The 15,765-nt window shown below is 48.1% G+C and carries 5 protein-coding genes; all 5 read right to left on the bottom strand.

Annotation, left to right across the window (positions count from 1 at the left end):
* Nucleotides 1-165 precede the first annotated feature (165 nt).
* Nucleotides 166-336: a hypothetical protein gene (locus Q4519_RS05305; protein ID WP_303510403.1), complete on the bottom strand. Its 171-nt coding sequence runs from the start codon at nt 334-336 to the stop codon at nt 166-168.
* An 81-nt stretch (nt 337-417) separates the two neighbouring features.
* On the bottom strand, nt 418-1,818 hold the full coding sequence (locus Q4519_RS05300) for a salicylate synthase (RefSeq protein ID WP_303510401.1): 1,401 nt from the start codon (nt 1,816-1,818) through the stop codon (nt 418-420).
* Nucleotides 1,811-2,650, bottom strand: coding sequence for a thioesterase II family protein (locus Q4519_RS05295; RefSeq protein WP_303510399.1), 840 nt, complete (start codon nt 2,648-2,650; stop codon nt 1,811-1,813). The genes Q4519_RS05300 and Q4519_RS05295 overlap by 8 nt, the downstream gene beginning before the upstream one ends.
* The gene (locus tag Q4519_RS05290) at nt 2,647-3,732 is read right to left on the bottom strand and encodes a Gfo/Idh/MocA family oxidoreductase (RefSeq protein WP_303510397.1); all 1,086 of its coding nucleotides are present in this window, start codon (nt 3,730-3,732) and stop codon (nt 2,647-2,649) included. Before Q4519_RS05290 ends, Q4519_RS05295 begins: the two co-directional genes overlap by 4 nt.
* Nucleotides 3,725-15,709 (bottom strand): non-ribosomal peptide synthetase/type I polyketide synthase, encoded by an 11,985-nt coding sequence (locus Q4519_RS05285; protein WP_303510394.1) that lies wholly within the window; start codon nt 15,707-15,709, stop codon nt 3,725-3,727. The genes Q4519_RS05290 and Q4519_RS05285 overlap by 8 nt, the downstream gene beginning before the upstream one ends.
* Between the last annotated feature and the right edge of the window lie 56 nt (nt 15,710-15,765).

Raw genomic sequence — 15,765 nt, 5'->3', positions numbered from 1 at the left:
CGGCTTTCGGTAATTTTGAGACTAAAATCAACTCACCGGGTAGTTTAAAAGTGGCTAGCTTCTGTCCAATGGGAATTGACGCGGATCTTGAAGAGTCATGGGAGCGCCGCGTCCCACCACGGTAACCAAAGCCACTTAGATTATTCTGGGACGGGTCAATAATTGCTATTCAATTTCGTTGCCGGCAATGCATTTATCAGCTCGATTTGTTATATCCTTAATCTGGGCGGTGACATCGGCTTGAGTCGCTAACTCGTTATAAGTTAGTGACTCTTTGCCACCTTTAATTGCAATACGGGTATCAATCCTAGGGAGGATACACACAATAAGTGTCACAAGGGCATGTTCTCCCAAAGTCCTGTTTGCCGTACTGCGATTTTAGATCAGGGTTACCCTGCGTTGTTTGATCGAGAGATGTCATACTTCCACCTCTAGGTTGTCTTGAGTATTGGTAGACTGTTTGTCTTGTATTGAGGTTTCAAAAACCAAATGGTCGAGAACGCAAGCCATCTTTTCACAGGTTTCTTGCCACTCTCTATCTGGCGTTGATAAGCTGATAATGCCAGCGCCTGCTTGCAGCATTGATGCTGAATGACGCTTATAGGCTGCGCGTAACACCAACGCAGCATCAAAAAAACCATCCTGATCGGCAATTAAGACACTGCCGCTGTAGAGCCCACGACTTGTTGGTTCATAGCGTGTAATCGCCTCAATGGCTTCACGCTTTGGTATTCCGGATGCAGTGATGGCTGGAAACAGAACCTTAAAGGCACTCCAAGCCGATTTACCTTGCGCGAGTTGCCCTGTTACTCGCGAAGCCAAGTGTTGTACGCTGCCGCGCTCGGATACTTCCATAAATTGTGCAATATTGACTGTCTCCTGCTCACACACTTGCTCAAGTTCCTCAATTGCCAATTTGACCGATGTTGCGTGTTCGGCAATTTCTTTCGGATCTGTAGTGAGCTCCTTTTTCAAACGCTCGGCTTCTATCGGGTCAGCAGGTAAGAATCGAGTGCCTGCCAAAGGTTGGGTACTTAAGTGACCGAGGTTATCGACTTCAAGGACGGTTTCAGGTGAAAAGCCAAACGCTTCAAGCTCTCCTAACTTAAGCAAGAAGGAGCGGGCTGGTGTATTTTTACGACGTCCTGAGATGAAGCTGCGACGAATATCGATAGCCGCTGGAAGAGTAGCACTGCGTGACAAGATAATCTTTCTATAGTCATCGGCGACTATTTCTTTTATTGCCGAGGCAACCATAGCTTGATAATCATGTTGAATTTTCTCATGATTGAGGATATCAGCTTGCGTCAATGGCGCTATCGGTTCAGAGAGAGATAAAGGTGTTTTGGCTTCTGTTATGACTCGCTCTATTTGAGGTAAGAATGATGGGTCGACAGTGCGTATTACGACTTGATCCTTTGTTACACGAATGTCGTGTTGAGCGATGAACAAATCGAGTAGGGTGCGATGTGTCATTTTGTGCGGAAGCTGGTGGGCAAAATGACTGAATTCAAAATCAACTCGGCCAAAAACGCGCCAGCCATCCCATGGCAACGCTTGGGTAGCTTTATGAATAGCATCACAGAGATCCTTGGGGTTAGGTTGGTCCACTTTGCCAGCAAAGTCTTTTATTCTACCTTGCGTATCGACACTCAGCTGTTGCAATTTGTTGATGCCGATAGCCCATTCCCCGTTATGCTCATACACCACATAGTCATGGCAAAACTCAGCTCTGCTTAGTTCGGTAGCTAAGGTTTGAGGGTCACATTGATGGCTGATGGTATGTGTGCGGTATTGATTGAATGTAGGCTTAGCCATAATGATGTTCTCCAAATGTGTGACGAGATGCGCGAGAGGCATCAAGAGCGTGGTTTATCACACTCTGAATGAATAGTGTTGGTTGAGTTGTAATATAAAAATGGTCGCCAGGAAGGCTTGAAATTGATGTCATTTCAGGGCGTGAATGCCACTCTTTCCACGCAACTACTTCGCTAGACCACGCCTCGGGATCTTGCTCTCCAAATAGTAGTGTGCAGGGGGTATGGGATAATTTGGGGCTACTTCCTTGAAGCGTAAGATAGGCATCTGTCGCTGCGAAATCTGCTCTGAGCATCGGTAAAAAGAGAGCGAGTAACTCAGGGTGCTCTTTAAGTACAGGACTACCGCTGCCAATTTCAACTAACTGCTCGACAAAATCGTGGTCGTTAAGGTGACTTAGTGTCCGCCTACTCTTTAGGTGAGGGGCATGACAGCCAGATAAAACCAGCTGCGACACTGGCGTCGATTTACCGTAGTGCTCCTCAAAATGTTTGCATATTTCAAAGGCGACTTGCGCTCCCATACTATGTCCGCAAATTCGTAGGCGTAGAGAGCTGTTTTGTGGTTTGGAAGCGATCCACTTCATTAAGGCATCTCGGAGATCGCAAGCGATTTCTGAGATGCTCGATAAGGCGCGCTCTTTCATGCGCTGGTCGCGACCTGGGTAGGTTGCCAGAAGGACGAGGCTATTCATCGGTAACTCCTGCTGAGGTAAAGAGCTCCAGCTGCTGAAAGCGCTGTGACTTCCACCTGCGAAGGGACAGAGAATCCACAGCTCATCAATTCGGCTTCCCCGCTGGCATAAGGGTTTGAATGAGATTGGCGTGCTCACGCTTCACCTCCCGTAGAAAAATGAATCGCAGTGGCAGATTGCAGTTTGCGCTCTTTAACTGGCCCGCATAAGGTTAGAATCGCTTGCCAAAGATGGGCGACGTTTTGCTGATGGGCGAAAGAGAGCGATGGCACACTAGGTTGCCCTTCAATTTTGTGTGCGAACCTGTTTAGTGTAGTCTTTACCCCTTCGGGGCCTAATACTTCAAATGTATCGAGTCGTGATGCATCCTGTTGATACAGAACCTGTGTTGTGGGCGCATGAAGGTAATCACTGTCAGCCGTCCCAGCACGTTGATAGATACTGAGGTGGTCATTTTGGTGATTTTTGGCGTGTAATACTGGTGTCCAAGTTATCGGGCCATAGCTGTCGGCGAGAGATAGATAGCCTGTTTCCCAGCCCATCATCATTCGGTGCATCGCTAAGCTATGCATGTCAGGATCACGGGGGGCCAGATAATTTTGTAGTTGCAAGAGATAGTGACCATGCTCTGAATGGAGATTAATCACATCAAATTGCGGCTGCTGGCTCAGCAGCTCAGGTGTCAATGTTTCTACTTCTGTTCCTAAGCTTTGCAGTAACCAATCTAATGTCGAATACAATAGTTGTCGGCTAGTCGTGATGTTGCCATAGCTTGCAGGGTGACCCATGTGTTGGTTTATATCTTGAGTGCGGGACAACCAAGCTTGCCCCGCAGCAGAGGCTGCGTAGAAGGAATTTACGTAATAGTGGACCTGATGTTGCTCAGCGACGCTCTGATGACGAGTCATTTCCTGCACTGACACAGGGTGCTCTTGAATGACGTTTATACCGCGTTGCAATAGCTCTTCTACGAGTAAGTTACCCGTTCCGCCAATGACAGATGCACGAACGACAACGCACGCGATATCGATATCTTGAGGTAAGTCAGAGACGCTTTGATATAAGGGAATACCAAAGGCATCGGCAAGACCTTGTGAGCGGGCACTGCCTGTTGAAAGCAGACCCACCAGCTGTAAGTTGTCGGCTGGATCGATAAAAGCGTTGAGGTACAACTCCCCAAACTTAGCGCCAACAATGATGACTTTTTGAGCTTTATTCATTTTCTAGGGTTTCCGTAGTAGATGGTTGCGAACTCCAATCTTGCTCAGGTACGAGCTGAAGCAAGGAAACAAGCGTGTTAGCCAGCTCATTAACGTGGGGTTCTTGCATCAAGGTATAGTGATCGCCATTCACGCGATGAAGGGTTAGGTCGCAATAGTCTTTCCAGCCATGATGAGCGCAGCGTGCAATCTTAGGATCTTGATAACTCATGAAGTCCAAGTGATTGCTTTGACTCGCGGCTATAAGCGTGGTGGGAGCTGAGTGTAAGTTTGGTACCACATATGACAGCATGGCTGAGAGGTTGTGGCGATATATGTCGAGTAATCGCTGCACGCTATCAGTAGTGACATCATCGATAGCGGCAATTTGACTAAACGCCGCAGAAAGATGGGCACAAAGCGATGAATCTGTCGATAGATCTGGGGTATTCGCTTGAGTAAGTTGCGGGAAACGGCCAATCACATCAGCATAGAAATGGTGGCGAATCTCTTGGGCAGACATCGCCTCTTTTCGAGTCGTTGGTTTGTAACTATCAATTAAGATACACGCTTCAACCTCTTGACTCTGTTGGGTGAGTTGATACGCCATCTCATAAGCGACGATGCCACCAAATGACCAACCAGCAAGGCGATACGGCCCATGTGGCTGAATTTCTCTAATTTGCTCGATATAGTACTGGGCTAGTTGCTGCACATCCCATGACTCTTGCTCTGTCTCCATATTCGGGAAGGCTAATCCGTATAAGCTAACCTGATTCAAGTGCTGGGCGAGAGGCTGGTAACTGAGTAAGTGTCCCCCTATTGGATGGACGATAAATAGAGCAGGGTGCTCAGCCGAGGTAAGGAGCACTGGGCTTGAGCCTTCATCACTGAACTGCTGATCAAGTAGAGACGCTAAACGTTCAATGGTGTCATGAGACTGGAGCTGCCCAACAGTCAATTGTGCGCCTAGCTCTGAATTGATTCGACTAATTACACGTACTGCCGCTAATGAGTTGCCTCCTAGTTCAAAGAAGCTTTGGTTGGCCGGAATGGCAGACTGTTGTAGGCAGTCATCCCAGATCTGAGCAATCTGCTTTTCGGTACCGGTTGATGGAGGTCGCGCGTCGACACTGATTTCAATCTTAGGCGCAGGCAGCGCTTTTCGATCTACTTTGCCGTTTATTGTTAATGGGATGGCGTCAAGTGGCACTATCTGCACTGGGCACATATAGGTCGGCAGAGTCTGCCTTGCATATTGGAGTAGCTGTTCTGTGTCTTGAGCTTGGCGCTGGGAGCAGACTGTGTAGGCGACCAAGCGCGCGCTTCCATCTTCAACGGTTATCGGCTGAACGATCACGCTTTGAAGACGTTCCTCCAATCCGCTGATTGGGCAGTGACGAAGGGTAGTTTCTATTTCCCCTAACTCAATTCGATAGCCATTGATTTTTACTTGCTGATCATTTCGGCCTAAAAACTCTATGTTACCGTCAGATTGATAACGTCCCAGATCGCCTGTTTTATATAACCGCTCGCCACTTTGCGGGTGAGTGATGAAGGCGGCAGAAGTTTTGACTTCATCTTGCCAGTAGCCAAGTGATAAACCTAAACCGCCGATATATAGCTCACCTGTAACCCAATCAGGGCATGGATTAAGTTCGTGGTTAAAGACGAAAAAGCTTTGATTTGTTAGCGGTCGTCCATAAGGGATGCTACTTCGATGCACATAGCTGCCTTCGATCGGATAGGCAATTGACCAAATAGCGGCCTCTGTAGCGCCGCCAAGGCTGAGTAGCTTAGCGTTAGGAGCAACGAGATTAAGCTGATCTGGCAGTGATACCGGAATCCAGTCACCACTCATCATGATGTGACGCAAAGCGGGCAGAGCCGTGTTGCGAGAGGCCAAGCCATCCGACAATAGCTGAGCAAAAGCGGGGACGCTATTCCATATGGTGATCTGCGCTTGTTCAGCCAGTGTGATTAAACCGTCGGGATCTTGAGTTGGAGATATCTCAGGTATCACTAAGCACGCGCCGCAGTGCAGAGTTGAGAACAGATCGAATACGGACAAGTCAAAATTGAGGGCAGAGATTGCCAACACTTTGTCTCGCTCATTGAGATTCAAGCGAGCTTCAATATCCACTAAGGTATTGATAACTGCTTGATGATCCATCATCACTCCTTTGGGTTGCCCAGTAGAGCCAGATGTAAAAATGACATAGGCTAAATCGGTTGGATTGAGCGTCAGGGGCTTAAATGTAGGCACATCTTGGTACCCGAGTGACGGCGTTAGGACGTGGTAAGGTTTGAGTTGTTTCACTAACTCTTTTGGTGCAACGACTTGGGTGACTTCTCCTTGTTCGAGTAACGCATCAATTCTAGCTTGAGGATACGTCGCATCAATGGGGATATAGGCTTTTCCTGCCATTAATATTGCAATCACCGCAACCACTTGCTGCCAACTTTTGTCCATCACAACAGCGATTAAACGCGCGTCATCATTTTGTGCGGCAATCTGCGATGCAAGTGCTTTTGAGGCGCGCCAAACGTCTTGATAGGTCAGTAAAAGCTCACCTTGTTGAATAGCAATGTTGTCGGGATATTTATTGACCCCCTCAGCGATCATATCAAGCAGCGTTTGCGGTGTTGAATGAGGCGACGCTTCCGTCTGGACAATATGAGTGTATTGTTGGCGTTTCTGCTGCGCTTCAGGCAGGTTGAGGCAAAGAACATCCAACCAATTGCGAGTCGGCAGTGACTCCACTGCATTGATATAGGCGTGGAACATGGCATCAAACACGCCTGACTTAAGGTGACCATGCTGCACCGTCCATTTGATGTCGACCCCACCGCATGCTGAGGAAATTAACATCGCATCTAAGTAAACATGTGGTGTTTGAGCACCAAAGTCACGCAGCGTTCCTAACGTGAGCGAGCTGTGTTGACCAACAGAGGTTGTATCATTGAACACAACAGGCATACCGGCGCTGAAGTTACGATTGAGTCGGTTTTTCTCCGTTAATACATCCTGACCATCAAACTGAGCGTGCGCTAGGTCGTCTGACATTCGCTGCTGAATTTGTTGGATAAGAGTAAGTAACGCCGGCTCTTCACATACATCCACCTCTAACATTGATGTGGTTGAGAAGTTTCCTACCAGATTGGCGATTTCAGGGCTATTCGCCGGTCGATTGCCGTGCAGGACATTCAATGAAAAGTGTTTTGTCTCACTCCAGCGGCGCAGTACTAAGCAGAATGTGGCAAGCATTGCCATGGACGGCAGAACATTATGGCTAAATGCTTGATGTTGCAGTTGATTCCAGCGCTCTGCAGATAGACGATGGGTAAATACGCCTTGATCTAAAACGTCTCCCCTTGTCTCTGCTAATGGGAGTGCAGGGGCATCCGGGAGGGTTGGCAGGCGTTGATACCAGTATTGTTGAGCAGCTAGTGCATCTTCATCAACACTTTGTTCTGCTTTGTTCTCCAAGTATTGAGAGATGGTAATTGCTGGTGTATCGAGGTGTGTCGTGGGATCTTGATACAGCTGTTGCCATTGTTGGAACAGCAAATTGAGACTCTTTCCGTCGGCTACCACTAAATCAATTACCAGATGAAGTAGATGGGTCTCTTCATCTATGCGGATGATGTTGATGTCGAACAGAGGCCAACGATCGGTCGACACACCTTGAGTCGCAATTCGGTTGCGAGCTTGGGTTAAGTATTGTGTTGTGTCGGACTCGCTGCTGCTGGAGAGATCAACATAGTTTGGCTCATAGTGAGGTACTTGTTGCAAGATACAATAGCGTCCTTCGCGGACTTCTCCGCGTAACTGATCATGGTGGCTGACCAGACGATTCCAACCATCGACAAGTGCGGCGCAGTCTAGATCTTTGATCTCTAACTCAGCATAAAAATGAGCGATGCCTTGGCCGAGTGAGAAAAGGCGGCTCTCACCAAGCCAATAGGCGTTTTGCAGTGGAGTGAGTGGGTAGTCTCGACTCGCCTCATGCTGTTGATTGGTTGAATTGATATCTTGTTTAAACAACTGTTGACAGAAGTTGGCGAAAGCAGGGTGCTCAAAGATATGTTGCAGCGTTACACTTTCAAAACCGACTTGCTGGAGTTGAACGATCAACTTGGTCGCCATCAGGCTGTCTCCACCAGATTGGAAGAAGTCCGTGTCGGGGTTGATGGTTTGATCGAGCAGTTGCTGCCAGATGTGTTCTATCTCGCTGATCTCATCTTGACGCTCTGTTGCCGCATCACAGGGTTTAGCCTCACCACTCTCCGCTAATGCTTGGCAGAACTGTTTGAGCGTTGGGCGCTCGAATATCTGTTGCAAACTGACTTGATCGGGTTGTTGCTTATTGACCTCGACAATCATTTTGGTCGCCATCAGACTGTCGCCGCCGCTTTGGAAGAAATCGGTACTCAGATCGACCTCTTGCTGGAGTATTGATGACCAAATTTGCATGATGCGTGACAGGCGTTGATCTTGCTCTGGCATGCTTTTCAGTTCTGCAGCAGTTGCGTGAACCTCATCATTCTCAAGGGATAGCGATGGAGAAGGTTTAGCGACCAACGCCTGACTATTATTGGCCTGAGCCAAGAATAAATGTTGACGTAATACCGAGCTTTCACTGTCTGGGTAACGACACTGAGTTGCAAAGCCTTGTTGATTAAGGAGGGACTGCCAGTCCGTAGCATTGAGCATCGCACTACCTGTTTGGCAACGAAAATCGCTAAAGGCGTTGATTCCTTCAATGAAGCCAACTGTCGCCAGTTGCATCGGGCTATATTGGTCGGTTGCTTCGATAAGCAGTAAATGGCCGTTTGCGGCAAGTACGTGTCTTAGACGAGCTAAGGTTTTGGGTAAATCGCTAGCATCATGGAGAACGTTAACAGCGACAATGACATCGTAGCCGTCAAGAACGTGTAGTTCTGGTTCGATATCAAGGTTGATATCTAGCCAGTCAAAATCAACTTGGTTGTATTTTGCTAAGGATTGCTTGCCCTCATTCAAAAATGCGTGCGAGATGTCTGTAAAGCGATAGTGCTCTATGTGAGAGGCACTATGGTCAAGAATTGCAGTGGAAGTTGCCGCCGTTCCTGCCCCTAGCTCGAGGACTTTTAGCGGTGCCCCTTTTTGTTCGCCTAACCTTGTGATGAGGTTTGCCGCTCCTTGATTAAGTAGTGTAAGCGAAGGGTTTGTCTTGTACAGCGCATCCGTCACGTGATGATCTTTAAACAAGATCTCGAGCGCTGACATATGGCCACCTAATAACTCACTGTGCGCTTGAAGTGACGTAGCGAGATAGTGTGATAACTGCTGGCACCAGTTTTTGTTGGGCAATTCAACCTGTGATGCAGCGAGCTCGTTTCCCTGCCATGCGTAAAAGTTATTCTCTACCTGGAGTAGACCTTCTCTAACTAATTGGTCTAGCCACAGCTGGACTAATTTATGATGCTTTGGTGCAGCACTCAGCGCTTGAACAACGTGAGAATGGCTGAAAAGCTGCTCAGGCTGAGTAAACAGTTGGTGCTGACGTAGGGTTGCCCAAAGTCCTGCCAATGCTTGATGTTCCAAATAGGACCAAGCACTAGTTACTTCTTTTTCAACCGCTGGAGTGATTCTTGGGAGAGCCGCCGCATAGGGCGTAGGCTCAATTTTTGAAATCAATAGGTTACATTCGAAATTGTCAGGTGCTTGGGCAATTTCATCCAACCATTGAGCGTATTGCGCGAACATCTCGTCAATCACATCCGATGCAATGACTCCATCCATGCAATACCAGTGATACTTAAGCTCACCATCGACTTCCATAATTTGATGATCCAACCAAACTTGAGGTGTTTGACTGAGCACGTAGACAGGATCACCAAATAGGTGGGTCATGGCTTTTTCAATGTCCATACCATCCATCGACATACCAAGCATGCTAGTAAAAACAACCGGAGTCATGGGTAATGCAGCTTCCTGCTCTGTCAGCTGATTTTGAGCTTTGCGGTATTTTGCCAACTCGCGCATCACTTCAACGCCATTCACTTGGCTGTGGCTCAGACGCGTCCAGAGTGTCTCCTGAGTCCGAGATATTTGTTGTTTCAGATCGAGGTTTTGAGACCAATCGAAATCCATCAGTAGCACCGACGTAAAGTCGCCAATTAAATCTTGTACATCGTGATGAAATGGCTGTCTGTTGAAGAAGGTCATATTGAGGGTAAAAGCGGCTGATTGAGACCAATTCGCCAGCAAACGCGAGAACAAGGTCAGTAAACCAGCAGACGGTGTGATACCCGCTTGCTGCCAATGGGCTTTTATCTTTGTCCAGTGAGGTTTTGCTAAACGACCTTTACGAGTTACAAATGTTGGAGTGGGCGAATCAGCGACATTTTCCAACGGTAACATCGGCGCCTTGGGAATTGACGGAATAAGATTTAACCAGTAATTCCATGAGGCTTGCCATTCAGGTTGATCTTTTAACGCTTGCTCGTGAACCACGTAATCTCTGAATGATAAGGATAACGCTGGCAAGGCTTCACCTTGATAGGCTCGACTGAGATCGTCCATCATGATCTTGAAGCTTTGCACATCAAATTGGAGTAAATCTAAACTCATGTGAAGTCGATACTTGCATGGCGTCAGCTCACTAATACGAACGTCAAATAGCGGCCATTGGCTGGCAGGGCGTACTTGTTTGCTTATGGTCTGCCGAGTTTCTTCCAGCGCGTTTGTCTTGGCATCATCCGTTAAATTAGACAAGTTATGACGAGGAAAATTGTAACTCGGTACTTCTGCTGAGATGATTTGCTCACCAGTAGGTAACACCGACATTCTTAGCATATCGTGACGCTGAACAAGGGCATTCCAAGCGGCCTCAAGTCGCTCGATATCAAAATGAGCGTGTGATAAGTCCCACTCGAACACAACATTGCATGCAATGCCCCCGTAAGGCACCCAAGACTCTCGTCCCACCCAGTAGGCGTGTTGAATCGGGGTCAGTGGGAACGGCAGATGTTTTTGATCTGGTTGAACAGAAAAAGCAAGTGCCGATTGCGGTTTGGCATCTTGGCTCTTAGCATTAATCAATGCTTCTAACCCATGCACAGTCATCGTTTGGTAGGCTTCTTCTGCGGTAAGCTTAATATTAAATTGCTTTTGAATTGCTGCGTTGAGATCTAGGAATTGCAGCGAATCCATTCCTAACTGCAACAGATCTTGTTGAGGCTCAAGGCGATAGTTTTTCGCCAAGCCTAACTGGTATCGCACGCGGTCTTGAAGCCAGGTGTTTATCTCGATCTTTTCAACTGGCAAAGGCTGGGTTGACGGCTTGTTACTGGATTGAGATTCCAATCTAAAATGCTTGGCAAATTGAGCTGAATTTGGACTGACGTTCATAGCAAACGCATGTTCCGTGCCCATGATAAGGCTTTGACTCAAATGCCATAGACCTTCCGCTGGCGATATGGTGTGCATACCTTGTTGGCCAAGTTGGGCGATCAAACTATCACTGCTTGTCATGCCAATGCGATCCCATGCTCCCCATGCCAGACTCATAACATGGCACTGCCTATTCGCTTGATGAGATTGTGCAAAACCATCAATAAACGCATTGGCAGCGGCGTATAGCCCTTGCCCAGGCGCACCGAGAGTCGCGACAGAAGAAAAACCGATCAGGTACTTGGCTCGCTGCGCTTCAAGCCATAGGTAAAGGGTGACGAAACTTTGCGCTTTAACGCGAGTTAGACGCTTTGCTTCAGATGAGTCCCACTGTTCAATGAGACCATTATAAGGGTTACCTGCGGCATGAATAGCACCGGCGATAAGCTGTTTGCCTGCTAGTTGCTTGAGTAGGCGAGTTAGTTCACCATCGACCGCTAAATCGACTAAGTGTGTCTCGATTTGACAGCCAATTTCGGCCATTTGACGACAAAACCTCGTCCAGTCGGCGTGCTGCTGTCGACCTAGAGCTAAGATATGTTTGACGCCAGAAAGGGCCAACCAACGAATCACTAAGCGACCAATTCCTCCCATTGCGCCGGTAATAAGGTGAGCGCCTTGTGCATTGAACCAACGAGGTGGAATTGCGTCGTCGTAGGTTTGAGCATGTTTAAGTTGGAATGCCCAATATTGACCATCACGATAAGCGAGATCGTGATGACAAGAAAAGGGCGCAGCTGCCAATATTTTTGCAAGCTGCTGTGGTTGGCATACTTGCGTATCCAAGGCAAAAAATTGCTTGTTTGGATACTCGGTACGGGCGACGCGTATTAGTGAGAGTAAGGCTGTTGCTAGTGGTTCGATATCATCGTTAGCAGAGACTTTCATTGCACCGCAAACCACAATCCATAAATTATCTGGGCTATGACTTAAGGTCTGAGCAAGCTGAGTGATGCTCTCAGGTGCAAGGGCCTCGGATAGAGACGTTGCAGGTAAAACAATTAATCCTTGCTCCGGTGTGATTTTGTGGATAGTGCCTATTGAAGTATAGGCTAGTGTCACTTGTTCGGCGGTCACTGAGTTTACGTGGCAGCCGGATTCAACAGGTGTCGCTTGCCATTGGTAACGGTTGTGTGGTGAAGTGAGTAACTCTGGCGAGTCATTGTTGTTCGCTGTTTGAGGTTGGATCCTAGCTAGCCACTGCCAATGACCTTGGGGGGATTGAGCGCGCAGGTCGTAGATATCTTGCCCCCACATCTTGCTCAACCGGCATATGGCAACGCGCGATAATTCTTTAATTGGATAAGTGGCTGACACCGATAGGTCAACGTCTTGGGATATGGACAAGAGTTGTGAGCACTGATGGCGAATCGCAGTGGGCAAATCCAGTTGCTCACTGAGTGAATACCAGTCTTGATAGGTGAGGTTGGCATGCACATCTTGCCAACTGCTCTTGGTGTTGCTCTGGGTGAGTATTGATTCGAAGCTCTGCCCAGTGAGCAACGGCGCTAACTGTTCCTCTAAACTGACCACATGGTTCAGCTGGCGCATTAAGTTTGGCAGCTGTTGGCTTAACGACAATAGGTGTTGGCAGTATTGCTCAACACTGGCCATTTCGTCACCGCTGGTCTCTGCTAGCCAGCGTTGAGTAACGATATCAGCGCTAGGCAATAGTAGTGATTTAGATGGTTGCCATACATCGCCTTGTTTGTGGTAGTAGCCTTGGGTGGCCAGGAGGTCTAATAGTGCTCTAATATGGTGTCGATGACGCGGTAAAATTCTTCCTCCTCGAAGAATGTCAATCAGGTTTAGCGGGGCTTGTTTTGTGCACAATGTCAGGAAATCTCGAATGATCGCGCAGCGTAGCGTCGTTGGGTTGACAGGGGGGGCAATTTCGTTTTCTGGTTCAGCTAATTGAGGCGCTTTATTTGGTTGCTCTGTCTCGACCCAATACGCTTGTTCGTCAAACACGTAAAGTGGCAAATCACAACGTTGGTCTATTACGTTAAACACTTGCTTCCATGGAGCATCTACCCCCAAGGTGTAAAGTGCACAGCCAATATTATCCTCTTCTGCATGGAGCCATGAAGAAGGAGAGGACCACTGTTCACGGCGACCGATTGAAGTGAGGTGAGGTTTCGGTCCCATCTCCATAAAGACCTTGCACTCTAGCGCTAGAGCCTGCTCGATTGCTGGTCTAAATTGAACCGCCTCTCTGACATGACGTCCCCAGTAATCGGGGTTGAGCTCGTTGATGGAGTTGATGGTTTTTCCTGTCACGCCAGAAATGAGGGTGAGTCGTCCTTGAGTGGGAGTCAGTTGGCGAGTGAAGTTGGCGTATGAGTCTAGCATCGAATCAAGATGTCGAGAGTGTGCCGCGCAGGGGACTTCAAGCTGTCGATACATTAGGTTAGCCTCTTCAAGCTCGTGACAGGCTTTTTCTACATCTTGGATATCTCCGGAAAAAACCCAATGTGCTGTACCGTTATGAGCAGCCCTATCGAGCTTAATAAGCGCTGGGATCGCAATAAGCTGTTCAAGTGGGGCGAATACGGCAAGCATTGCCCCGTTATGTTGCTGAGCGCATTGATGCATTTGTTGACCGCGTTTAATAACCAGTTCAATCGCTTGTTGATGACTTAGATATCCGGCAACCACGCATGCCGAGATCTCCCCTACGGAGTGGCCTAACACAACATCTGGGTTGAGGCCTTTAGCTTGCCAGTGCGCAGCCAATGCGAGCTCAAATGCGACAATGGCGACTTGAGCACCATCGGTGTGAGCTAACTTATCACTACTTGAGCCAAACATAATCTCAGTCAGGGGAGCGGCGAGTTTATCTCGACAATAACTCTGGCTCTGGTCGATACTTTGACGAAAAGCGTCGCTGGTGTGGTACCAAGTTTCGCCCATGCCGCTAAATTGACTGCCTTGACCTGTGAATGTCCAAGCAAGTCGGGTACGTGATTGTGCGACACCAGTGATTAGCTCGGATGAGGCTTCGCCTGATTGTGCAAATGCACTGAGCGTCGATTCGGCGTGAGCCATATTGGTTACGGCTAATCGGTAGGGCAAGTCGAGTGCACGCGAGCATAAAGCTGAATCGGCGATATTGTTTGCAGCAGGGTGTTGGTTTAAGTACCTACTGTAGTTGTGCGCCAGTTGACGAAGAGATTTGGACGAATTGGCAGAGAGTAGTAACGGAATATCGGTACTTTTTTTTGTGGTGGGTTGCTCTGGGCAGGCTTGCTCCGGTGAAGATTGAACGAGCATATGGCAATTGGTTCCTCCCATGCCAAAAGAAGAGACCGCGGCGGTGCGAAGCGGAGCCAGCCAATCGACAGTTTGAGTCGCTAAGGCAAATCCCGAACCATCAAGCTGCAGCTCTGGATTGGGCTGGCTGATGTTCAATGACATTGGAATCTTTTGTCTTGAAACCGACAGAACAGCTTTAATTAATGAAGCAATACCTGCCGCTGTATCCAAATGGCCAAGGCCACTTTTCACAGAGCCTAATCGACATAAAGGGGCGTCAGAGCTGCGTTGGTAAGCATTTTTGATCGCTGTGACTTCTATAGGATCACCAAGCTTAGTTCCGGTCCCATGCGCCTCAATCATCTCGACGTCGTCTGGATGAATATCTGCAAGATGAAGGGCCTCGCTTAGAACTTGAGATTGGCCATTGACCGAAGGCGCGGTGAACCCAACTTTTTCTTTGCCATCGTTATTAATTGCACTGCCACGCAGTACGGCAAGGACGGTGTCTCCCGCTTTAAGCGCATCATCGAGGCGTTTTAGTACCACACTTCCGACACCATGCCCGCCAAAGGTTCCACTAGCTTGCTGATCGAAAGGGCGACACAGACCATCGGGAGAGAAAATCATACCGGGCTGATATTCGTATCCTGATATTTGCGGAAATGACACGGCAACGCCGCCCGCAATCGCCATATCACACTCTCCAGAACGTAAACTTTCGCAGGCGAGATGCGCAGCGACTAGTGAACTGGAACATGCGGTTTGAACCGTGAAGGCGGGACCGGTGAAGTTGAACTTATGTGAAACTCGAGTGGCAAGGTAATCTTTGTCGTTACCGAGCAGAGTTTGTAGTCCTTTCACTTGGCCGACTTGAGTTACGTCGAAAGCTTTAAATGAAGGGTAAGTACTGGTTCTCACCGCACCAAATACACCTGTTTTCGATGGTGCTTTAGTGGGAGCATAACCCGCATGCTCAAGTGCGTGCCATACATTTTGTAAGAATAAGCGTTGTTGTGGGTCGATAGATATTGCCTCTGCAGGCGAGTAGCCGAACAGGTTGGCATCAAAGTACTCAGGGTTATCAATAACAGCACTACTTGGAATAAAGTGTTCGCGTTGACGTACATTCGCATCCACGCCAGCGGCTTTAAGCTCATCGTCACTGAAGAAGGATTGGCCTGATAGACCATTGGACAGGTTATGCCAAAATGCGTCAATGTTTGGTGCTTTAGGGAACCGACACGCCATACCTATGACCGCAATAGGGTCGCAGTTATCATATAAATTATTGTTATCCATTATCATCCTCTGAATTCGAGTGTGAGCCCAGCGTTGAGTTCACCTTGCGATAGTCT

Origin of the sequence: Motilimonas sp. 1_MG-2023, from assembly GCF_030547455.1 — a bacterium.
Classification (GTDB): Bacteria; Pseudomonadota; Gammaproteobacteria; order Enterobacterales; family CBDFNC01; genus Motilimonas.
The sequence above is the reverse complement of the archived record's forward strand: the minus strand, read 5'-3'. Positions and strand labels throughout refer to the sequence as shown.